The sequence below is a fragment of the Amycolatopsis echigonensis genome, assembly GCF_002846615.1.
Lineage (GTDB): Bacteria > Actinomycetota > Actinomycetes > Mycobacteriales > Pseudonocardiaceae > Amycolatopsis > Amycolatopsis echigonensis.
Window position 1 is genome coordinate 4,289,862 of the sequence record NZ_PJMY01000003.1, and the last position, 22,014, is coordinate 4,311,875.

The 22,014-nt window shown below is 69.9% G+C and carries 17 protein-coding genes; 11 read left to right on the top strand and 6 right to left on the bottom strand.

Annotation, left to right across the window (positions count from 1 at the left end; translation table 11 throughout):
* Positions 1-16: 16 nt before the first annotated feature.
* The 3 genes from ATK30_RS25470 to ATK30_RS25480 all read right to left on the bottom strand — a co-directional run bounded on the left by ATK30_RS25470 (position 17) and on the right by ATK30_RS25480 (position 4,444).
* A complete protein-coding gene (locus ATK30_RS25470; RefSeq protein WP_101441065.1) occupies positions 17-2,008 on the bottom strand; it encodes an SDR family oxidoreductase in 1,992 nt (663 codons plus the stop codon).
* A 216-nt stretch (positions 2,009-2,224) separates the two neighbouring features.
* Positions 2,225-2,938, bottom strand: a complete 714-nt coding sequence (locus ATK30_RS25475) for a class F sortase (protein WP_101437733.1) — start codon at positions 2,936-2,938, stop codon at positions 2,225-2,227.
* Positions 2,939-2,956: 18 nt separating this feature from the next.
* Entirely contained in the window at positions 2,957-4,444 is a 1,488-nt protein-coding gene (locus ATK30_RS25480; protein ID WP_101437734.1) for an MSCRAMM family protein, read from the bottom strand.
* Positions 4,445-4,763: 319 nt separating this feature from the next.
* Here ATK30_RS25480 and ATK30_RS25485 point away from each other — a divergent pair, with 319 nt between their 5' ends.
* From ATK30_RS25485 to ATK30_RS25500, 4 genes are all read left to right on the top strand, one after another.
* Complete coding sequence (locus ATK30_RS25485; RefSeq protein ID WP_101437735.1) at positions 4,764-5,621, top strand: Bax inhibitor-1/YccA family protein; 858 nt, start codon at positions 4,764-4,766, stop codon at positions 5,619-5,621.
* A gap of 147 nt (positions 5,622-5,768) precedes the next feature.
* Positions 5,769-6,386: an LppU/SCO3897 family protein gene (locus tag ATK30_RS25490; protein ID WP_208637424.1), complete on the top strand. Its 618-nt coding sequence runs from the start codon at positions 5,769-5,771 to the stop codon at positions 6,384-6,386.
* 152 nt (positions 6,387-6,538) lie between these two features.
* Entirely contained in the window at positions 6,539-7,816 is a 1,278-nt protein-coding gene (locus tag ATK30_RS25495; RefSeq protein ID WP_463672409.1) for a YeeE/YedE family protein, read from the top strand.
* A 185-nt stretch (positions 7,817-8,001) separates the two neighbouring features.
* Positions 8,002-9,534, top strand: coding sequence for a DHA2 family efflux MFS transporter permease subunit (locus ATK30_RS25500; protein WP_101437738.1), 1,533 nt, complete (start codon positions 8,002-8,004; stop codon positions 9,532-9,534).
* 63 nt (positions 9,535-9,597) lie between these two features.
* Here ATK30_RS25500 and ATK30_RS25505 read toward each other — a convergent pair whose 3' ends face one another.
* Positions 9,598-10,818, bottom strand: a complete 1,221-nt coding sequence (locus ATK30_RS25505; RefSeq protein ID WP_101437739.1) for an acetyl-CoA C-acetyltransferase — start codon at positions 10,816-10,818, stop codon at positions 9,598-9,600.
* Between the two features lie 120 nt (positions 10,819-10,938).
* Between ATK30_RS25505 and ATK30_RS25510 the strand changes: the two genes are divergently transcribed.
* From ATK30_RS25510 to ATK30_RS25535, 6 genes are all read left to right on the top strand, one after another.
* The gene (locus ATK30_RS25510) at positions 10,939-11,853 is read left to right on the top strand and encodes a pentapeptide repeat-containing protein (RefSeq protein ID WP_101437740.1); all 915 of its coding nucleotides are present in this window, start codon (positions 10,939-10,941) and stop codon (positions 11,851-11,853) included.
* A 194-nt stretch (positions 11,854-12,047) separates the two neighbouring features.
* Positions 12,048-13,418 carry a cystathionine beta-synthase gene (locus ATK30_RS25515; RefSeq protein ID WP_101437741.1) on the top strand — a complete coding sequence of 457 codons (1,371 nt, stop codon included), beginning with the start codon at positions 12,048-12,050 and terminating at the stop codon, positions 13,416-13,418.
* Between the two features lie 236 nt (positions 13,419-13,654).
* Positions 13,655-15,010: a RodZ family helix-turn-helix domain-containing protein gene (locus ATK30_RS25520; RefSeq protein ID WP_167442222.1), complete on the top strand. Its 1,356-nt coding sequence runs from the start codon at positions 13,655-13,657 to the stop codon at positions 15,008-15,010.
* A gap of 227 nt (positions 15,011-15,237) precedes the next feature.
* Positions 15,238-15,783, top strand: a complete 546-nt coding sequence (locus ATK30_RS25525) for a hypothetical protein (protein ID WP_244194721.1) — start codon at positions 15,238-15,240, stop codon at positions 15,781-15,783.
* A gap of 84 nt (positions 15,784-15,867) precedes the next feature.
* Complete coding sequence (locus ATK30_RS25530) at positions 15,868-16,518, top strand: hypothetical protein (protein WP_101437743.1); 651 nt, start codon at positions 15,868-15,870, stop codon at positions 16,516-16,518.
* Between the two features lie 102 nt (positions 16,519-16,620).
* A complete protein-coding gene (locus ATK30_RS25535) occupies positions 16,621-17,778 on the top strand; it encodes a cystathionine gamma-synthase (RefSeq protein ID WP_101437744.1) in 1,158 nt (385 codons plus the stop codon).
* Positions 17,779-18,633: 855 nt separating this feature from the next.
* Here the strand turns inward: ATK30_RS25535 and ATK30_RS25540 are convergent.
* On the bottom strand, positions 18,634-18,897 hold the full coding sequence (locus ATK30_RS25540) for a hypothetical protein (protein WP_101437745.1): 264 nt from the start codon (positions 18,895-18,897) through the stop codon (positions 18,634-18,636).
* Positions 18,898-18,992: 95 nt separating this feature from the next.
* Here ATK30_RS25540 and ilvA point away from each other — a divergent pair, with 95 nt between their 5' ends.
* A complete protein-coding gene (gene ilvA / locus ATK30_RS25545) occupies positions 18,993-20,198 on the top strand; it encodes a threonine ammonia-lyase (protein ID WP_101437746.1) in 1,206 nt (401 codons plus the stop codon).
* Positions 20,199-20,203: 5 nt separating this feature from the next.
* Here ilvA and ATK30_RS47530 read toward each other — a convergent pair whose 3' ends face one another.
* Entirely contained in the window at positions 20,204-21,970 is a 1,767-nt protein-coding gene (locus tag ATK30_RS47530) for a hypothetical protein (RefSeq protein WP_416332798.1), read from the bottom strand.
* Positions 21,971-22,014: the final 44 nt, after the last annotated feature.

Sequence of the window (22,014 nt, forward strand, 5' to 3'; positions counted from 1 at the left end):
CCGCGCGAAGCCGTCACTACCAGTGGAACCCGCGCGAAAGCCGGGCCAGCGCCATCGCCGCGCGGGACAGGTGTTTCTCGCCCCGCCCGATCTTCAGTTTCCCGCTGCCGCCCGCCGCCGCGGAGTCCGGGAAGATCCGGAAACCCTGGTAGGCGATCGCGTCCGTCAGCCCGGGCGCGAGCGTGTAGGTCAGCCCGATCGCCTGGCCCGCCGGGGTGCCGATGTGTTTCGGCCGCCGGACCAGCGCTTTCATTACCATGTCCGCCGCCTGCTCCGGCGATTTCGTCGGGAACGCGTCGTAGATCTTCGTCGGCCGGATCATCGGCGTGCGCACGAGCGGCATGTGGATGGTGGTGAAGGTGATCCCGTCGCCGTGCGTTTCGGTCGCCGCGATCCGGGAGAAGTAGTCCAGCGCGGCCTTCGACGCGGCGTAGGCGGAAAACCGCGGCGCGATTCCCTGCACGCCGATCGAGGAAACGTTCACGATGTGCCCGAATTTCCGCTCCGACATGTGCGGGAGGACCGCCAGGATCAGCCGCACCGCGCCGAAATAGTTGATGGCCATCGCGCGCTCGTAGTCGTGCATCCGGTCGTACGACAGCTTGATCGACCGCCGGATCGACCGGCCGGCGTTGTTCACGAGCATGTCGATCCGGCCGTGTTCGGCGAGCATCGCGTCCACGGCCTTGTGCACCGAATCCTCGTCGGTGAGGTCAGCCGGGTACACCGACGCGGTGCCGCCCGCCGCGATGATCTCGTCGCGCACTTCTTCCAGTTCGTGCTGCCGCCGCGCGACCAGAAGCGGCACCCCGCCCGCAGCGGCGACCTTCAGCGCGGTGGCCCGTCCGATGCCCGACGACGCGCCGGTGATGATCACCCGGCGGCCGTCCAGCTCGCCGCGCGGACCGTGCTTGCGTGCGCGGAACGGGTCGAGGTGTTCGCGCCAGTAGCGCCACAGCGTCGGCGCGTATTCCTCGAGCCGGGGCACCTCGACGCCGCTGCCGGCCAGTGCCTTCCGGGTTTCCGCGGACGCGAACACCGACGGGAACGCCATCGTTTCGAGCAGCACCGGCGGAATGCCGAGCCGCTCCAGCACCGCGTCGCGGGCGATGGTGAATCCGGGAATGTGCTCGCTGAGCTTGACCAGCCCGACGATTCCCTTCGACACCTTGTCGCCGAGCTGCACGGTGATCGTCGGCGCCCCGGCGGCGCGGGCGAACGCGTTGTAGACCGACACCACCGGCTGCGGCTCGGGGTTCACGAGGTGGAAGGCGCGGCCGTCGAGACCCGGCGTGGTGACCAGTTCCAGCAGGGCCTTCGCGACGTAGTCGACCGGAACCACGTTGGTGTCGCCCAGATCCGGGCCCGCGGTCGGGAGGTCGGGCAGCCCGGCGAGCCTGCTGATCGCGGGGAAGAGGTAGTACGGGCCGTCGACCTTGTCCATCTCGCCGGTCTGCGAATCGCCGACGACGACCGCGGGCCGATACACCCGCCACGGCACCTCGTGCTGTTCCCGGACGAGCTTCTCCGCCTCGAATTTGGTGCGGTGGTACGGCGTGATCAGCCGCTGGCCCACGTCGAACATGTCCTCGGTGAACAGTCCCTCGTGGTCGCCCGCGACGGCGACCGACGAGACGTGGTGCAGACAACCGGCGTTCAGGTCCGCGGCGAGGTCGAGGACGTTCTGCGTACCCTCCACATTGGCCCGGATGCTGGTTTCGTCGTCGGCGGTGAGGTCGTACAGCGCGGCGAGGTGGATGACGTGGTCGACGCCGCGCAGCGCCTCCCGGTCCGCTTCGGACACTCCCATCAGCGGTTCGCCCAGGTCGCCGGTCACGAGCGTCACGCGGTCTGGATGCGGCCATCCGTCGACGAGCGCGGACAGCTTCTCCCGCGACGACGCGCGCACCACGAGCGCGACCCGTTCCACGTCCGGCCGGGTGAGCAGCTGCCGGGTGACCTGGCGTCCGATCAACCCGGTCGCACCCGTCACCAAGAACTTCGCCATCTCCATCACCCTCCGCCGTGCCGCCGCCTGGACCCATGGGCATTCTGCTGCATGGACGCCGCCCTGACCACAACGCGGCAGGGTGATGTTACTCGCAAGTAACTTAGCATCGGCAAGGATTTTCGCAGGTGACGCGGATTTCCGCGCGCGCCGGGCTCGGCGGATACTGCGCGAATGGACCCCTCGCGCGTTATCCGCGGGGCTTGAGGGGACCCCTCACTCCGGGTCCGCGATCACCACGCGGTTCTCCTCGTACCCGTCGCTCCCGCCGATCCACCGTCCGCCGCAGGTCACCAGGACCACCCGATGCGGCCCGGCCTGCCCGAAGAGATCGTCGGCGCGGCTCGGCAGATCGTCCTTGTGCACGGTGACCAGCTGCGAAATCCGGTACCGGCTCGTTTTGCCCGCGCGGTCCACGATCGTGACCACGCCGCCGATGCGTTCGCTCCACAGCTCCGAAAACGGGCCGGTCGCGCCGCGCCAGTTCACGTGGCCGGCGAACACGCTCGCGCCGCTGACCGCGTCCAGATCCGCACCCCACCAGGCTGCCTGGCCGATGTCCGACGGCACCGGAAGCGTGTTGCCGGGTCCGAGGTCCTGCCGCACCATCGCCGCGGTCCCGCCGCCGGGCAGCCGGATCGTGCCCGGCGCCTGCGGTCCCGGTTGCGGAGCTTCCCGGTGCTCCGCGGGCGCGGCGGGCGGTGCGGCCGCCGAACTGCTGGGCGGCGGGACCGAACTGCTCGACGGCGGAGGCGGCGCGGGAGCCAGCTGCTGCGGGGAAGCGGCCGGAACGGCGGCGGTGGCCGGGGACGCGCTCCCGGCCACCACCGTCGTCGGCGGCGAACTGATCACGACCGTCGCGAGTTCCACTGCCAGCACGCTCGCCGCGCCGAGCACGAACCCGCCGATCAGCCGTCCTTTTCCGCTCATTGCCCTTGCTGCTTTCGATTACCGCCGGGCCGACCGCCGAGCGGCGAACCCGACCAGCGCCGACCCGACGAGCACCAGCGCCGCGAGACCCGCGATGCCGGAGGGGGAGAAGCTCGTCTCGACAGTGCCCTTCGCCATCGTCACCGGCAGGTCGCCGGCGGGAATCGCGTGCGGCACTTCGTTCGGCGTGTTGGCCACCGTCAGCGCGAGTGTGCCGCCCGGCGTCAACGAGCCGCACGCAGCGGGCGGGTTGTTCGGGTCGAACGCGTTGGTGTAGCCCGGCGGCGCGTTCACCTCGACCACGCAGACCTCCTGCGGGGCCAGCAGGTTCTCGACGGTCGCGGTCCCGTTGTCGCCGCTGGTGGTGACCACCGCGGGCTGTCCGTCGGGTCCGGTGAGGGGCTTGCCGTTCTGGCTGGTGGCCGCGGTCTTGCGGTCCTTGCCGGTGACCCGCAGCGTCGCGCCGCCGATGCCCTTGCCGGTCTTGGCGTCGGTCTTGGTGACCTGCACCTTGCCCGGCTTCGCCACGGCCACGACGCCCTGCGCGGTCAGCTGCTTTTCGCCGCCCGTGCCGACGACGCTCTGGATCCCGTCCTTGGTGTTGACCGGGTTCTGCACGGTCGGCTTGTCCGCGGGCGCGGACAACGACGCGACGAGCTTCGGCTGGTCACCGGTAGGCGTGACCTTCACCGAGACCGTGCCGTTCGCATCGGTCTTCAGCGTCGTGTCTTTCTGCGCGGCCTGCGGCGCGGAGTTGCCGGACGAGGAATCCGCTGTCTTCTCCACGTCCGGCTGCTTGTCCGCTTGGCCGACAGTCCCGTCGGTGGCGGTCAGCTTCACCGGAACGTCCGGGATGCCCCTGCCCTGGGAGTTCTTCACCGTGACCGTCCAGGTCGCGGGCTGGCCGAGGCGCTGGTCGCCCTTCGGCACGACGACCGACGCGGTCCACGGGCCGCGGTTCGCCTCGGCCTCGGCCTTCATCTTGGCCACGTCGTTCTTGGCGTCCGGGGTAAGGGCGTCGAAGTATTTCTGCTCGGGATAGGCGGCCTTGTCCGGGGGCGTGCCGAAGTTCGTGTCGCCGGGCGTGTGCGTCGGGGCGGTCCACGAGTGCAGCAGGTGGGCCAGTGCGGCGGCCTCGTCGTCGTTCGTGGTGCTGCCGTAGCGCAACAGCAGGTACGAGATGTTGCCCGCGACGTCGGGCTTCAGCTTGTCGCCCCACTTCGTCAGCAGTTCATCGCCCGGCTGGTACGCCTCGTCGCTGCCCGGCGCCTTCAGATGGAACCGGACGCAGAACACGTTCTTGCCGCCCACCTGGTACGAACCAAGCCAATCCTCGTACGTGGTGCCGTTCTCGGTGTGCTCGATGTTCCGGCCAGGGCCTTTCACCGGGCTCGCGGCAGCCGAGGCAACCCCCGGCGTGGTTACGGAGAGTGCGCCGAGCAGTGCGGTCGCGACCAGCCCGGTGGCCGCGCGCCAGCGAGCGCGCGGGCGTGAGATCCACCCCATGGTGTGTTGGCTCCTTCGACGTGCCTGCCGACGCCTCAGCGGCGTCCTCGCAGTTCACCTGATCGAACAACTCCCCGACACGCGTTCGGTCACTTCCCGGACACGCGATGTGAAGGTTCGCGGGTCACCATGGGGGTTGTCTAGAGACCATCGGGTGACCTGCGGTGAACGGTCGTGACCTTCATCGCCTACGGTGGCCGTAACGGGGGTCGCCCACCCGTGCGGGTGATGAGTAAAATCGGCTTTACCCGAACGGGAACCAGCGAGCCGTCGCGGTCGTTGAACCCGATGCAAGGTGCCAGAAAGTCCAGGAGGACAGGTGCGTTCCAGCAGCAACCCGGCGTTCCGCAATCTCCCGCGCGGCGGGGCCGCGACCGGGCAGTACGGGCCGAACGTCGGCTTCGACCAGCCCTACGGCCAGCCGCAGGGCCAAGCCGTCCCGGGTTACGGCCCTGGGCAGATGGGTGCCGCCTCCGCCGACCGTCCGATGACGGTCGACGACGTCGTCATCAAGACCGGCATGTCGCTCGGCGTCGCGCTCGTCATCGGCGTGCTCACGGCGATCTGGGCGCAGACCCAGCTCGTGCGCGATGCGCTCGGCAGGCTCACGCCGACCGGTCCGCTCCTCGGCGCGCTGCTCGGCGGGTTGGTGGTGGGCCTCGTCGTCTCGCTGGTGATCATCTTCAAGCAGAAGCCGAGCGGTCCGCTCACGCTCGTCTACTCCGGCGCCGAGGGCCTCTTCCTCGGTGCGATCAGCGGCCTGCTCGAGGTGTTCCTGCCGGGCATCGCCCTGCAGGCACTCATCGGCACCGCCGGCGTGTTCATCGCGATGCTGGTCGTTTACAAGACCGGCGCGGTGAAGGTCACGCCGAAGCTCACCAAGTGGATCGTCGGCGCGGTCGCCGGCGCGGCGATCCTGATGCTGGTCAACCTGATCACCGCGCTGTTCTTCGGGTTCAACCCGCTGCGCGACGGCGGCCCGCTCGCCATCGTGTTCAGCCTGGTGGTCATCGGCATCGCCGCGTTCAGCTTCCTGCTCGACTTCGACCAGGCCGACAAGATGATCCGCGCCGGCATGCCGTCGAAGTGGGCCTGGTACGCCGCCTTCGGCCTGATGACCACGCTGGTGTGGCTGTACCTGGAGATCCTGCGCCTGCTGTCTTACCTGCGCGACTAGCCGTCGTACAGGTTTCCCGGGAAGGGGCGCTCCGCGTTACGCGGAGCGCCTTTTCTGTTTTTCTGCCGAGAATCTCTGCGAGCCCCCTCGGCCGTCGTGTTGGATATGCCCGGTCGGAATCTTTCTTTCGGGTTTTCGAGGTACCACGTGAGCGTCCCCCCGCACGGGCACGGACCGCAGCCGGGCTACGGCCAGAACGGCCCGTCGCCGTTCCAGCAGCACTACGGCCCGGGCGGGATGCCGCCGCAGCCAGGCCCGCGGCGCAAGTTCCCGACCCGGATCGCGGTCCTGATCGCCGTCGCGGTGGCAGTCGTGGTCGCGGGCGTCGCCATCGGTTTCTTCACGTTCGGCAACTCGACCAGCAACACCCACGCGAGCGACTGCATGCACATCGAGAAGTCCGGCTCGACCACGACGACGAAAACCGTCGACTGCACGGACCCCGGCGCGAACGTCAAGGTCGCGGTCACCCGCGCCAACCGGAGCGGAAGCTGCCCGCGCGGCGACTACTACCGCTACACCACGGGCGGCAAGAACCGCCGCGTGCTCTGCCTGATTCCCAACGTCCAGCAGGGGGATTGCCTCTCCGGGCTGCAGACGGCCACGACGACCTACCAGAAGGTCGCCTGCGCGGACCCGCAGAAGAACGCGGAAATAGTCAAGGTGGTGCCCGGCGCGAAGGACCGTTCGGCGTGCGAGGGCAGCGGTTCGACCGCGGCCCGCTGGTACTCCGACCCCGAGGAAGCCATCTGCATCAAGAGCTGACCAGGGCGGTACAAAGGGGCCGTCCGGACGCCCGGTTTCGGCCGTTCGTCGCACTCCGTGAGACAGGCTGCGTCGGGGCCGCACCGGGACCTAACGTGGATCGCCGCCCGCTGCCGGGCGGGCCCCGTTAATCCCCGACACCCCCAGGAGACGTGGTGGCGACCACTGATTCCCCTGTCGACGAGCGAAAGCTCCTCGATTTTCCAACCTCCTGTGCGGCTCCGGCGCCTAAACCGGAAGAGCCGGTCAAGGTCGTCCCGCTGGTCGTCGCCGCGGTGCTCGCGGTCGGGCTGACCGCCTACGTCTGGGCCGCGCACGGCGCGAAGTTCGGGGTCCTGCTCGTGCTGGGGCTGTTGCTCGGCCTGGCTCTTTTCCACTCCCGTTTCGGTTTCACGTCCGCCTGGCGGCAGTTCATCGCCGTCGGCAACGGCCAGGGCCTTCGCGCGCACACCCTCCTGCTCGGCACGGCCGCGACGCTCATCGCCCTTATCTGCGGCACCGGCGCGGGCCTCTTCGGCAGCAAACCGCTGCCGGTGGCGAACGTCGGGCCGATCGGGCTCGCGTTGTTCGTCGGGGCCACGCTGTTCGCGATCGGCATGCAGCTCGGCGGCGCGTGCGCGTCCGGGACGCTGTTCGCGGTCGGGGCCGGGCAGTCGACGATCGTGCTGACGCTCGGCGGGTTCGTCACCGGCTCGGTCCTCTACACGTGGGGCTATCCGCTTTTCACCGGCTGGCCGCAGGTTTCCGGTTTCCTGCTGTCGGACCACGTCGGCTGGTTCGGGTCGTGGGCGATCACGATCGCGGTGCTCGTCGCGATCGTCCTCGTGACCCGGCTGGTGCAGAAGCGCCGGGTGCCGCCGCCGGTCGACACCGTGCCGACGGCACGCGGGTTCGCCCGGATCTTCCGCGGCTCGTGGCCGATCCTCGTCGGCGCGGTCGTGCTCGGCGTGCTGGCCGGCGCGGTGTACCTGGTTTCCGGCGGCATCTGGGGCGTGACGAGCGCGTTCAGCCTGTGGGGCGCGAAAATCCTCCAGGTGTTCGGGCTGCACCCGGAGCACTGGGAGTTCTGGCGGCTGAAGGCGAACGCGGTGTCGCTGTCCAAGCCGATCTGGCAGGACAAGACGAGCCTCACCGACATCGGCATCATGATCGGCGCGTTCGTCGCCGCCGCGGCCGCGGGCGCGTGGAAGATCCACAGCTCGATCCCGTGGCGCACCGCGGTCGCCGCGATCCTCGGCGGAATCCTGATGGGCATCGGCGCGCGACTGGCGAACGGCTGCAACATCGGCGCGTACCTCGGCGGCATTTCCGTCGGCAGCCTGCACGGCTGGCTGTGGGGCGCGTTCGCGCTTTTCGGCACCTGGATCGGGCTGAAACTGCGGCCGTTGTTCGGTTTGGGCAACCCGGTGCGCACGGACAGTATCTGCTGACTCGCGCGGGGACTTTTCGCAGGTCATCGCGGCTGCGCGAAAAGTACCCACGCGGTTCGTCCGCCAGCGAAAAAGGCTGCGTCGCCGCTTGCCGCTCGGCTAGTCTGGAGCGTGCGCAAGGGGGAACCGCGGTCGTATTGTCGCGTCGCGGGCTTGCGCTTCACCACTCACAGATGGGGTTCCGCATGTCCGCACCAGCGGATCCGGCCGTGCCGGATGCCGGTGACAAACTCGACCGGGGAGTGCTGAAGGTCGCTTCCGTGGTGGTGCTCGGCGCCATCATGGCGATCCTCGACACCACCGTGGTCAACGTCGCTCTCCAGAAGCTCACCATCCAGTTCACCACGTCGTTCGACACCATCCAGTGGGTCGCGACCGGCTACATGCTGGCGCTCGCGACCGTCATCCCGGTCACCGGATGGGCGTCCGACCGGTTCGGCACGAAACGGCTGTACCTGCTCGCGATCGGCACCTTCCTGGTCGGGTCGATGCTGGCCGGGCTCGCCTGGAACGTCGAATCGCTGATCGCGTTCCGCGTCGTGCAGGGCCTGGGCGGCGGCATGCTGATGCCGGCCGGCATGACGATCCTGACCCGGGCGGCCGGTCCGCAGCGGATCGGCCGGGTGATGGCCGTGCTGGGCGTCCCGATGCTGCTCGGCCCGATCTGCGGCCCGATCCTCGGCGGCTGGCTGGTCGATTCGGTGAGCTGGCGCTGGATCTTCTACATCAACGTCCCGATCGGCGTGATCGCCTTCGTGCTCGCGCTGCGGCTGCTGCCGAAGGACAACCCGGAACCGGGCAACCCGTTCGACTTCCTCGGCATGCTGATGGTGTCGCCGGGGCTGGCCGCGCTGATCTTCGGCGTCTCGCGGATCCCGTCCACCGGCACCGTCGCGGACCTCGAGGTGTGGCTGCCCGCATTGGCCGGGCTGGTGCTGCTGGTCGCGTTCGTGCTGCGGGCGCGGACCATGGAGCATCCGCTGATCGACCTGAAGCTGTTCCGCAACCGGTCGTTCTCGGTCGCGATGATCACGATGTCGGTGTTCTGTATCGGCTTCTTCGGCGCGATGCTGCTGCTGCCCACGTATTTCGTGCTGGTGCGCGGCGAGACCGCGCTCAACGCGGGTCTGCTGCTGGCCCCGCAGGGCCTGGGCGCGATGCTGGCGATGCCGGTCACCGGACGGCTCGCGGACAAGATCGCCGCGCGCAAGATCGTGCTGCCCGGCCTCGTCTTGATCGCGCTGGGCATGGTGGTGTTCACGCAGGTCAGCGCGACCACGCCGTACTGGCAGCTGTTGTCCGCGCTGTTCGTGATGGGCATCGGCATGGGCTGCACGATGATGCCGATCACCTCGGCCGCGCTGCAGACCTTGCGGCCCAAGGACATGGCGAAGGCCTCGACCGCGACGAACATCCTGCAGCAGACCGCGGGCGCGATCGGGTCCGCGGTGATGTCGATCATCCTGGCGGCGCTGCTCGCCGGGAAGTTCGGCGTCCCCACGAGCCAGGGCCAGCTGGTCGCCACCGCGGCGACGATGAACCCGGCGACGCACGACGCCGCGGCCGGCCTCGCGGGCGAGTCGTTCGCGACGACGTTCCTGTGGGGGACGATTCTGCTGGCGCTGTGCCTGGTGCCCGCGTTCTTCCTGCCGAAGAAACGCGTGGTGCCCGAGGCGGCGGAATCCGGCGAGACCGCTCCGCCGGTGCTGATGCACTGACGTTCTATCCGACGAGAAGGGCCGCCCGCGAAACCCCGCGGGCGGCCCTTCTCGTTGCCGGAACTAGGAAAGCCGCTCCAGAACCATCGCCATGCCCTGTCCGCCGCCGACGCACATCGTCTCGAGGCCGAACTGCTTGTCGTGGTGCTGAAGGGAGTTGATCAGCGTCGAGGTGATCCGCGCGCCGGTCATGCCGAACGGGTGGCCGACCGCGATCGCGCCGCCGTTGACGTTCAGCCGGTCCAGGTCGATGCCGAGGTCGCGGTAGGACGGGATGACCTGCGCGGCGAACGCCTCGTTGATCTCGACCAGGTCGATGTCCGAAATGGACAGACCGGCGCGGGACAGCGCCTGCTTCGACGCCTCGACCGGGCCGTAGCCCATGATCTCCGGCGACAGCCCGGTGACGCCGGTGGACACGACGCGCGCCAGCGGCGTCAGGCCCAGTTCGCGCGCCTTCGTGTCGGACATGATCACGACGGCCGCCGCGCCGTCGTTGAGCGGGCAGCAGTTGCCGGCGGTGATCCGGCCGTCGGGGCGGAAGACCGGCTTCAGCCCGGACACGCCCTCAAGCGTGACGCCCGCGCGCGGACCGTCGTCCTTCGACACGACCGTGCCGTCCGGGAGCGTGACCGGCGTGATGTCCTTGGCCCAGAAGCCGTCCGCGATGGCCTTCTCGGCGAGGTTCTGCGACCGCACGCCGAACTCGTCCATCTCCTCGCGGGTGATGCCCTTGAGCCGCGCGAGGTTCTCCGCGGTCTGGCCCATCGCGATGTAGACGTCCGGGAGCTGCCCGTTCTCGCGCGGGTCCTGCCAGCTGTCCGCACCGGACTCGGCGGTGGCCTGCGTGCGCGCCTCGGCCTCGGCGAACAGCGGGTTGTGCGTGTTCGGCCAGGAGTCGGAGCTGCCGTTGGCGAACCGCGACACGGTCTCGACGCCCGCCGAGATGAAGACGTCGCCCTCGCCCGCCTTGATCGCGTGCAGCGCCATCCGGGTGGTCTGCAAGCTGGAGGAGCAGTACCGGGTGATCGTGCAGCCGGGCAGGTGGTCGTAGCCGAGTTCGACGGCCACCGCGCGGCCCATGTTGAAGCCGGACTCGCCGCCGGGCAGGCCGCAGCCGAGCATCAGGTCGTCGATGTCGGCCGGGTCGAGCTGGGGCACCTTGTCCAGCGCCGCGCGCACCATCTGCACGGCCAGGTCGTCGGGACGCATCCCGACCAGCGAGCCCTTCCCGGCGCGTCCGATCGGGGAGCGGGCGGTGGAGACGATGACAGCTTCGGGCATGACAGACACATCCTCGGGTCGGCGGCACTAAGCGGTTGCTCACCATCTTGCCGCGTCCGGCGTCCGATCGAAAGCCGAAGGCGACATGCACCACCTTGCTCCCGTGGGAGGATTTCCGCCGTGACAGAGCGCAACCGGGTGTTGTCCACGCGCACCATCGCGTGGTGGGGGACCGGCATCGTGCTGCTCGCGGCCGTCGCGGCGGCTCTGCTGCTGTGGCTGCTCGGCGGCGGCACCCCGGCGGATTCGTCTCGGCTCGACGCGTTGCGCACGGCCTCGAGCATCGTCGTCGGCACCGGCGGCGCGGCCGCGCTCCTGCTCGCCGCGCGACGCCAGCGGTCCGCGGAACTGAATCTGGAACAGAAGGACCACGACGCAACCGAGCGCCGGATCACCGACATGTACGGCAAGGCCGCCGACCAGCTCGGCAGCGACAAGGCCCCGGTCCGGCTGGCCGGGCTGTACGCGCTCGAACGGCTCGCGCAAAGCCACGCGGACCAGCGGCAGACCATCGTCAACGTCCTCTGCGCGTACCTGCGGATGCCGCTCGACGGCACGGACGAAGAGGTCCAGGTGCGCAAGGCCGCGCAGCGGATCCTGATGCTGCACCTGCGCCCGGGCGCCGGGGAGGAACCGAACGGGTCGTACTGGCCGGACATCGACCTCGACTTCTCCGGAGCCAAGCTCATCGCGCTGACCCTGTCACACTGCCGGATCCGTTCCATTGTTTGCTATCAGACCGAATTTCAGGAAATCGCGACCTTTCGCGGTACGGAATTCGGCACCAAAGCCGATTTTCATGAAGCCACGTTCCACGACCGCGCGGACTTCCGCGGCACCGTCTTCGGCGGCGAGCGCGACGTTTTCCGCGGCACGAAGTTCGAACAGCACGCGGAATTCGGGATGAACTCGGAAGCCCGGCTGGCCGGAGCGCTCGCGAAGCCCGGATACAAACGCTCCTGGCCGCCCGGCTGGACCGAGGAACCCGGCGACGACGGCTGGCTCCGCGTGGTCCCTTCGAGCGTTCCGGAATAACGGCGGAACCACCAAGATTCGTGGAGAGTCAACGCGCAGTGGATCCCCGACCAGGAGGTGAACCGGCAACGGGGGCCATCAAGCGTTGGGGTGCGGCACCGCGGGCCGGGACGGATCTCCGGGACGGGATCACGGATCGGCGTGCGGCGGTCCCGAGCTAGCCGGTCCGGCACCCGCCTGTTTAGGCTGGCCGGGTGGAGTACGCAGAACACATCGTGGACCTCGTGGGCAACACCCCGCTGGTCAAGCTGAATTCGCTTACGCGGGGGCTCAAGCCGCTCGTGCTCGCCAAGGTCGAGTACGTCAACCCGGGCGGCAGCGTGAAGGACCGGATCGCGCTGCGGATGATCGAGGCCGCCGAAGCCTCCGGCGAACTGCGCCCTGGCGGCACGATCGTGGAGCCCACCTCGGGCAACACCGGGGTCGGGCTCGCCATGGTCGCCCAGCGCAAGGGCTACCAGTGCGTGTTCGTCTGCCCGGACAAGGTGAGCGAGGACAAACGCAACGTGCTGCGCGCGTACGGCGCCCGCGTCGTCGTATGCCCCACCGCGGTCGCTCCCGAGCACCCCGACTCCTACTACAACGTGTCCGACCGGCTCGTGCGCGAGATCGAGGGCGCCTGGAAGCCCAACCAGTACGCCAACCCGGAGAACCCGGCCAGCCACTACTACTCCACCGGCCCCGAGCTCTGGCGGCAGACCGACGGCAAGATCACCCACTTCGTCGCGGGCGTCGGCACCGGCGGCACGATCTCCGGCACCGGCAAGTACCTGAAGGAGGTCAGCGACGGCCGCGTCCAGGTCATCGGGGCCGATCCCGAGGGCTCGGTGTACTCCGGCGGCAGCGGCCGGCCGTACCTGGTCGAGGGCGTCGGCGAGGACTTCTGGCCGGAAACCTACGACCGGAACATCGCGGACCAGATCATCCCGATCAGCGACGCGCACTCCTTCGAGACCACGCGCCGGCTCGCGACCGAGGAAGGCCTGCTCGTCGGTGGTTCCTGCGGGATGGCCGTGGCCGCCGCGCTGAAGCTGGCCGAGGGGCTGACCGAGGACGACGTCGTGGTCGTGCTGCTGCCCGACGGCGGCCGCGGCTACCTCACCAAGGTGTTCAACGACGGCTGGATGTCGTCCTACGGCTTCCTCCCGCCGGACTCCTCCGGCGCGACCGTCGGCGACGTGCTGACCCGCAAGTCCGGTGCGCTGCCCAGCCTCGTGCACTCGCATCCGAACGAGACGGTCGCCGAAGCGGTGGCGATCCTGTCGGAATTCGGCGTGAGCCAGATGCCCGTGGTCAGCGCCGAACCGCCGGTGATGGCCGCCGAGGTGGTCGGCGCGGTCAACGAGCGCGATCTGCTCGACGCGCTGTTCACCGGCAAGGCCCAGCTGGCCGACCGGCTGGAGACGCACATGTCGCCGCCGCTGCCCACGATCGGGGCCGGCGAGCAGGTGAGCGCCGCGATGAAGGCGCTCGAGGGGGCCGACGGCGCGCTGGTGCTGATCGACGGCAAGCCGGCGGGCGTCGTCACCAGGCACGATCTGCTCGCGTTCCTCGCGGGCCGGTAGGCCGGACCTCGCGGAAGGCCGGCCGGGGCGTCTGCGAGCGTCCCGGCCGGGCATCCGATAGCGTTACGGCCGAATAGAACTTTTTCGCGTCCTCGTCAAGGGGGTTCAAGACCCACATGAGTGCTCCGCAGCCACCGAACCAGCCCTGGGACGGCGGCCAGCAGCCGCCGCAGGGCCCGTCGAGTGGTCCTACACCGCAGCAGGACAGTCCCTTCGGCGCGTCGGAGCCGACCCAGGTGGTCCAGCCGGGCCAGCCGCAGCAGCCCTCCCATGGCGGCGGCACCTTCGGCGACACCCCGGAACCGACGCAGGTCGTGCAGCCGGGACAGCCGGCTGACTCGAACGCCACCCAGGTGGTCAACCCCGTGAGCGCCGAGGGCAACGCCGAGTCGACGCAGCTGGTCCCGCCGAGCCAGCAGCCGCAGAACATCCCGTACGCCCCGCCGCCGAGCGCGGCGGACAACCCGGCCGCGGTCGCCGGGTTCGGCGCCCCGCAGGGCTTCGGCCAGCCGGGTCAGCCCGGGCAGCCGGGACAGCCGGGACAGCCGCCGCAGGGCTTCGGCCAGCCGGGCGGCTACGACCAGGGCGGCTTCGGCGGCCCGCCGCAGGGCGCGTTCGGCCAGCCCGGGCAGCCGGGTCAGCAGGGCTTCGGCCAGCCCGCACAGTTCGGCGCGTCCCCCGCGCAGTCCTCGGGCGGCGGCAACGCGCTGTACGGCTACATCGCCGGCGGCATCACCGCGGTGCTCGGCCTGGTCGCGCTGATCGTCTCGTTCGGCTACATGAGCGACACCAGCGACTACTCGAAGATGTACGACAGCTCGAGCCGGTACCAGAAGCTGTTCGACGAGGCCGGTCTCGCGTCGCCGGGCACGCTGTGGTTCTACGTGATCATGATCCTGGTCGGCGCGGTGATCGCGCTGGCAGGCGGCGTCGCGCTGGCGCTCGCCTCGCGCGCCGCCGTGCTGCGCAAGCTCGCCCCGATCGGCGTGCTCGTCGGTGGCGTGCTGCTGCTGCTGTTCTCGATCCTGGCGAAGTCCGGGACCTCGGTCAGCAGCTCCTTCGCCGACAAGTACGGCGGCGCCGGCTCCAGCGCGACGAGCGGCGGCGGCATGCTGACGCTGATCCTCGGCATCATCATCCTGATCATCGGCGTAGTCGCGATCATCCCGGCCACCTCGCAGTACGTCGGCCTCGGTTCGTCCTCGGGCGGCTCCGGCGGTCCGGGCGGCCCCGGTGGGCCGGGTGGCCCTGGTGGCCCGCAGCAGCCGGGCGGCTTCGGCGGACAGCAGGGCTTCGGCCAGCCGCAGTCCGGCGGTTTCCCGCCTCCGGGCGGACCCAACCCGGGCAGCGGCGGCTTCCCGCAGCCGGGCCAGCCGGGCGGTCCGAACCCGGGCAGCGGGGGCTTCCCGCAGCCGGGCTTCGGCCAGCAGCCGCCTCCCGGTTACGGCCACCCGGGCCAGCAGCCGGGCTACGGCCAGCCGCCGCAGCAGCCGGGCGGTTTCGGCCAGCCGGGCCAGTACCCGCCGCCGGGCGGGCAGCAGCCCCCTCCGGGCTACGGCCAGCCGGGCCAGCAGCCGCCGCAGCAGTGGTGACTCGCTGAATCTCCGCGAAGGGCGTCTCCGTCTCGCGACGGCGGCGCCCTTCGTCGTTTCCGGTCCGTTTTTCGCGGGATTCGCGAAAAGGTGGTGGCCTTTTCCCGGCGGTTCCGGCAGCCGGGGGAATTGCGGCGCCCATGCGCTCGCGCCGGTCCCTCATCGCGCATTTCCGGGCTAGGGTGGGCGCCGTCCGAATCGCCTTTCCAAGCCAGGGGGGATCTGCCGTGAGCGGCCTGCACGGACTTCCGGCACGGCAGCGGGAACGGGAATCCTCCGAGGCCGAGCCGGTGCCGTACCGGCCGAACGGGAGCACCGCGATCGCGGCCGGGTTGTTCGGGCTCGTCGCCGCCGCGACGTCCGGGTACCTTCCGGCAAAGCTGTTCCTCGACATTCCGTCCGGGTTCAGCCTCGGCGACCTCCCGCCGTTGACGCTCGCCGATCTCGCCGCGTACCTGGCCGCTTCGCTGGTCTTGCTGCTCGGTGCGATCGCGACCTTTTTCCGCGCCACAGCCGGCGCGGTGCTGCTTATCGCGGGCTCGTTGCTCGCACTTAGCGCGCTTCTGCTGGAGCCCGCGCAGGGCGGTTCGCCGGCGTATCTCGCCTACTTCCGGACGCTGCTGCGGTTCGAGAATTTCGCCGCGCTCGACCGCGTCGCGCTGGCGGCGGCGGTGCTGCTCGTGCTGGTGCTGGCGGGCCTGCCGCGGACCTTCGGCTACTTGCGCTATCGCGTACCCGTCGTACCCGTTTCGTCACCCTCGCGACAGTGGTAATTCCGCCCCGAAAACGGGGCGGACCTGGCACGATACAAGCACTCCACCCGCCGCCCGGCGGGCCCGATGCACCGAGGACTCCCCGTGACTTACCCCCAGAACCCGCAGGGCCAGCCCCAGCAGCCGCAGAGCGGCCCGTTCCCCGGGCAGCCGTATCCGGCGAGCCAGCCGTACCCAGGCGCGCCGCAGCAGCCGTTCGCCCCGCCCGCCGCAGGTCAGCAGTACCCGGCGTACCCGGGCGGGCCTGGCGTGTACCAGCAGAAACCGAACGGCGCGACCGCGATCATCGCGGGGATTCTCGCGATTCTCGGCGGGATCTTCGCGATCATCGGCGTGATCGCCTCGGTCGTGGTGATCGCGAACGTCCACACGACGATGTGGCAGTTCTACCTGACGCTGGTCGTCGACGCGGTCCTCGTCGGCCTGCTGTTCTTCGGCGGCATCGGCCTGTTCCTGCACAAGCCGGCCGCTCGGCTGTGCACGATCATCGGCTGCGGGCTGACGATCGCGCTGGGAATCGTGTCGGTCATCGCCGCGTCGGCCATGACCTCGAGTCTCCACACCAGCAGCAGCGCGCAGATCCTGGGCGCGGGCATCGGCGGTGCGTTGGTCGGGATGATCCCGCCGGTCGCGACGCTGGTGCTGGCGATCGTGAAGCCCACCGCCGACTGGGTCAACTACCGTCCGGGTGCGCCGGCCCAGCAGGGCGGCTACCCGGCGCCGCAGGGCTGGTGAGCGACGGGCTGCCGGTGCGGGTTTTGTGCCGGCAGCCCTCCCGCATGGTGAGTTGCCTCCCATCTGATGGGATTGTCGGGGGTGCCCCGTACCCTGGGAACCATGGCCGACGACTACTCCGTCCTGGGTTTTGAAACACGCGCGATCCACGCCGGGCAGCAGCCCGATCCCCGCACGGGTGCGGTCATCGTGCCGATTTACCAAACGTCCACGTACGCGCAGGACGGCGTAGGCGGCACCCGCGAGGGCGGCTACGAGTACTCGCGCACCGCGAACCCCACGCGGACCGCGCTGGAGGAAGCCCTCGCGTCGCTCGAAGGAGCCCGGCACACGCTGGCGTTCGCGTCCGGCATGGCCGCGTCCGACGCGGTGCTGCGCACGGTCCTGCGCCCCGGCGATCACCTGGTCCTGGGCAACGACGCGTACGGCGGCACGTTCCGGCTGATCGACAAGGTGCTCAGCCTGTGGGGCGTCGAGCACACGGTCGCCGACCTGAGCCGCAACGACGAGGTCCGGGCCGCGATGCGCCCGGAGACCAAGCTGATCTGGTGCGAGTCGCCGACCAACCCGCTGCTGGGCGTCGCGGACATCGCCGCGCTGGCCGGTGTCGCCCACGACGCGGGCGCGCGGCTGGTCGTGGACAACACCTTCGCCACGCCGTACCTGCAAACCCCGCTGGCCCTCGGCGCGGACATCGTGGTGCACTCGACCACCAAGTACCTGGGCGGCCACTCGGACGTCGTCGGCGGTGCGGTCGTCACCAACGAGGACGAACTGCGCGAGCAGCTCTTCTACCTGCGCAACGCCGCCGGTGCCGTCCCCGGTCCGTTCGATGCGTGGCTGACCCTGCGCGGTCTCAAGACGCTGGCCCTGCGGATGGAGCGGCACAGCGACAACGCGGATCTGGTCGCCCGCACCCTGGCTAAGCACCCGAAGGTCACCAAGGTCTACTACCCCGGCCTGCCGGAACACCCCGGCCACGAGGTAGCGGCGAAGCAGATGCGCCGCTTCGGCGGAATGGTGTCGTTCCGCGTAGCCGGCGGCGAGAAGGCGGCGCTGGAAGTCGCGTCTCGCACGAAGCTGTTCGTACTGGCGGAGTCGCTCGGCGGCATCGAAAGCCTGATCGAGCACCCAGGCAAGATGACGCACGCCTCGACGGCGGGCTCGACGCTGGAAGTCCCGGAGGACCTGATCCGCCTGTCGGTAGGCATCGAAGACGGCCGCGATTTGGTAGCGGACCTTACCCAAGCGCTGGGCTGACCCCGGCTTGGTGATGGGGCGCTGGTTTCCGGAGTCCCCGTCACCGCCGAGAGGAGCCAGCGGGCCGATCTTGCCCTCGTGTTGGTGAGGCGCTGCCTCTTCGTGAGCCGATTCGGCGTGGCCGGGGCGCGCTTGCCGGAGCTTCCGAGCTGAATGGGTGCGAATCTGTCCGGTGGCGTCGCCGGGATTGCTCAGCTGGGCCGATTTCCGGTGCGGGCTTCGCGCTGGGGTCGTTTTGTGTGGTTGGCGCGCTGGCAGCTTTGCTGGTGAGGCAGCCTGCCGATTGAGGCGGGTGGGCCCGGTCTGTGTGATCGCGTGCGGGTGCTTCCGAGCTGGACGGCTGCGAATTTGCCCGGTGGCGTCGGCCGGGCTGCCCGGCTGTGCCGATTCGGGTGCGGGTTTCGCGCCGGGGTCGATTTCGCGTGGTGCGCTGGCTGCTTCGGGGGTGAGGCGGTGCGCGGTCGGGTTGCCGGTTGAGGCGGGGTCGGCCCGGCCTGGGTGATCGCGTGCGGGAGCTAGTGAGCTGGCCGCGTGGGAGTCGTCATCGCTGGGCGGCCTCGGCCGCGGGAATCTGCCGAGCGGCGTCGGCTGGGGCCGATTTTCAGCTCGGAGGGCGCGGACTTCGCGCTCGGGATCGAATTGGTCTGGTTAGCGCGCTCGCGGCTTTGGGCTCGAGCTGAAGCCACGCGGCCGTTCAGCGTTACGAAGATCCGAGCTTGCCCTGGTCAGAGCCGTTCGGCGCAGGGAGTCCAGTGCCGCCCCATCGGCTCGAATCCCGCATAATCCGCCACCCGGCGAACCGTTTCCCCGACCGAACTCGCCGAAACCCCTTGCCGTCCAATGGCCCAGCGCCGCTCAGGGTTTGCTGTTCTCCGGGAGCGCGTTGGACGACCGGGTCCCGGTCGTTGCCGGGAGTTCGCTGCCGCTGATGCAGCCGCCGATCAGCTCGATGTGGTTGTCGTGCCGGATGTACTGGGCGGGGCCGGTGCAGGCGGCCGCCTCGACGGTCGCGAAGGCGGCTCCGGTGAGGGCCACGGCGGACAGGATTCCCGCGGCGAGCGGCAGCAGACCGGTGCGGGACTTCGCCCGTGCGGTGGTCCCGTGCTGCGCGCGTGCCATGGTCGCACTCCCTGATCATGTGTGGCTGCCGTTATCAGGGTACCGGTCCGGCGGGCGGCGCACCCCGGCCGTCCGTCGGTGGCATCATCGGCGCCATGGAACTGGTCAGCGTCGAGCGCATCCAGGAAGCTCGGAAGCTTCTCGAGGGCATCACCCGCGTCACGCCGATGGAGCACGCCCGCGACCTGCGCCGGCTGCACGGCGGCCCGGTGTACCTCAAGTGCGAGAACCTGCAGCGCACCGGTTCCTTCAAAATCCGCGGCGCCTACACCCGCATTCACGGCCTGACCGCCGAGGAACGCGCCCGCGGCGTCGTCGCGGCCAGTGCCGGCAACCACGCGCAGGGGGTCGCGCTGGCGTCGTCGCTGCTCGGCATTTCCTCGACCGTCTTCATGCCGCTGCGCGCTCCGCTGCCGAAACTCGCCGCGACGCGCGGTTATGGCGCGGAGGTTCACCTCCACGGCGCTGTCGTTGACGAAACCCTCGCCGAGGCCATCGCGTTCTCGGAGCGCACCGGCGCGGTCTTCATCCATCCCTTCGACCACGTCGATGTCATCGCTGGTCAGGGCACCGTCGGCCTCGAGATTCTCGAACAGGTGCCGGGGGTGAAAACAATCCTTGTGCCGACGGGCGGCGGCGGGCTGGTCGGCGGCGTCGCGGCGGCGGTGAAGGCGGCGCATCCGGAGATCCGGGTGATCGGCGTCCAGGCGGAGGACGCCGCCGCGTACCCGCCTTCGCTCGCGGCCGGCGCGCCCGTCCGGCTGCGCGACGTGCACACGATGGCGGACGGGATCGCGGTCGGCGAGCCGGGCAAGATCAGCTACGCGCACATCCAGTCGTTGGTCGACGACGTCGTGACAGTCACCGAGGAATCCCTCTCGCGCGCCGTATTGCTGTGCCTGGAGCGGCGAAAACTGGTCGTGGAACCCGCCGGTGCCGCGGCAGTGGCCGCGCTCCTGCAGCACCCCGGCGCTTTCGAACCGCCGGTGGTGGCGATCCTCTCCGGCGGCAACGTGGATCCCGTGCTGCTGCAGCAGATCATCCAGCACGGCATGACCGCTGGCGGCCGCTACCTCAAGCTGCACCTGCGCGTGCCGGACCGGCCGGGCTCGCTGGTTTCGGTCCTGTCGTGCGTCAAGGACCTGGGCGCGAACGTCCTCGACGTCGAGCACTCCCGCATCTCCGGCAGCCTGGCCCTCGGCGAGGTCGACGTCGCCCTCGCCCTGGAAACCCGCGGCCCGGAACACTGCAAGGAGGTCGAGGCGGCCCTCGCCGACGCCGGGTTCACGATCGTCAGCTGAAAAGTCTACTGTGGACTGTTCGGCAGCCGGGCGCTGAACCACGGCGGCAGATAGTCCTCGTCGCGCGGGTAAAGTTCCTGGTCCAGCGCGTAATCCTCGGGGCGGGGCGGCGTGTGGAAGGCCGGTTCGTCGTCCTCGTTGAAGCTGGCCCGGTAGTGCGCCGGCGGGTCGATGACCAGCGAGAGCGTGTACCAGGTGCCCCGGCCCTGGACGTATTTGCTGCGTCGCAGTTCAGCCAACGGCCTCGACAGTTCCCGCGGAACGGAAACCTGCTGCGTGCTCCCGTCCGCCATCAGTGCGCCGCACGCGAGGTTCGCGTGCCTGCCCAGCGCCATGAAATCGAAGACGATCCGCTGCCATCCCTGCGGAGCCGCCGCGACGAGTGTCGCCGAGATTTCGCTCAGCAGCTGCTCTGGATCTTTCGGCTCCGCCTCCCGGGGACGGCTCTCCTCGGCGGGCGGGCTGGTCATCGCCGCGAGCATCCGTGCCTGCGTCGCCTCGTCCACCTCCGGCACGGCGTACCCGGCCGTCCGGATGTGCTCGACCAGTTCCGGATCCGGCGAAATCCCGTGCTCACGCAGGTAATAGGCGACCGCGCCGGGCCACACCCAGCGGCCGTCGGTCCGGAAGTTCAGCGGGACAGCGTCCGTGCGGGACGGATCGAAAGCGTCGGTGTCTTTGCTGCGGGACGCCAGGATGACCGGCGCGCTGTCGAGATAGGCGAGAACTCGCTCGCGCTCCTCCTGCGGCAACACTTCCCGTTCGACGACCGGATTCCCCGCCTCGTCGAACCCGTCGTACACGCGCGGAGTACGCAGCTCGACAGCGTCGCTCGCTGAATCTCCTTCGGAGACAGCGGCTTCCGGTTCAGGAGCGGCCGGTTGTGCTTCCTCGGGAACCTCTTCCGCCCCGGAACTCTCGGGAGCGATCTCGGCCGCCGCGGCTTCACTGGGCTCGGATTGCGCCTCGTCGCCAGCAGATGCCGACGCGGCCTGGTCCAGGTCGGGCAGCGGCGGAGGAGTGGCGGGCAAGGGAGGAGGCGTCCCCGGCTCGTCGACGGGGAGCGCCGGAACAGCGTCCGAGGCCTGCTCTGGAGGTGTGGCAGGCCCAGCCGAGGACGGCGGGTTCTCCGCGCCCGGCAACGGCGGCGGCACCTGCCCCGAGCCCGGCGCCGGCGGGGGCGTCGCAGGGCTCGCACCAGGAACCGGCGGGGGTGCCGCAGGGCTCGCGCCAGGAACCGGCGGGGGTGCCGCAGGGCTCGCGCCAGGAACCGGCGGAGGTGTCACAGGGCTCGCACCAGGAACCGGCTGTCCAGGAGCAGCCCCGGGCGGAGGAACCGCACCAGCCCGCTGCCGCAGCCACGGCGGAATGAACCGGTCCTCACGCGGGAAGAACCGCAGCTCGTCCTGGAAGCCGATCGGCGGAGGCATCTGCCGCCACCGCGGTTCGACGTCCGGCTGATAGTCCATGAACGGCGGCCGCTGCGGCGAGAACACCAGCGTCGCGGTCAGCCACGTGCCGCGACCCGGCTGGTACATGCCGGTGCGCAGCACGCCGAACAGCCGCGGCAGCTCCGGATGCGGCTGGACCGGGTACGTCCGGTTGTCCGGGGCGAGCACGGTGACGTCGACTTCGACGTGCCGTCCCGCGGCGCGGCAGACGACCTGCAGCTGCTGCCAGCCCGCGGGCAACGCGGCCGCGGCCGCCTGGCCGATCTGCTGGACGAGCTCCTGCTGCTGAGCAGCGGTGAGCGGCACCGGTGGCCGGGTCATGAGTTCAGTGGCTCCTCGCCGGGCGAACGCGTCATTTCGATCAA

Coding starts and splice junctions, on each gene's coding strand:
- ilvA (WP_101437746.1), top strand. CDS start 18,993: ATGGAACTGGTCAGCGTCGAGCGCATCCAGGAAGCTCGGAAGCTTCTC.
- ATK30_RS47530 (WP_416332798.1), bottom strand. CDS start 21,970: ATGACCCGGCCACCGGTGCCGCTCACCGCTGCTCAGCAGCAGGAGCTC.
- ATK30_RS25505 (WP_101437739.1), bottom strand. CDS start 10,818: ATGCCCGAAGCTGTCATCGTCTCCACCGCCCGCTCCCCGATCGGACGC.
- ATK30_RS25500 (WP_101437738.1), top strand. CDS start 8,002: ATGTCCGCACCAGCGGATCCGGCCGTGCCGGATGCCGGTGACAAACTC.
- ATK30_RS25540 (WP_101437745.1), bottom strand. CDS start 18,897: ATGGCACGCGCGCAGCACGGGACCACCGCACGGGCGAAGTCCCGCACC.
- ATK30_RS25475 (WP_101437733.1), bottom strand. CDS start 2,938: ATGAGCGGAAAAGGACGGCTGATCGGCGGGTTCGTGCTCGGCGCGGCG.
- ATK30_RS25535 (WP_101437744.1), top strand. CDS start 16,621: ATGGCCGACGACTACTCCGTCCTGGGTTTTGAAACACGCGCGATCCAC.
- ATK30_RS25480 (WP_101437734.1), bottom strand. CDS start 4,444: ATGGGGTGGATCTCACGCCCGCGCGCTCGCTGGCGCGCGGCCACCGGG.
- ATK30_RS25470 (WP_101441065.1), bottom strand. CDS start 2,008: ATGGCGAAGTTCTTGGTGACGGGTGCGACCGGGTTGATCGGACGCCAG.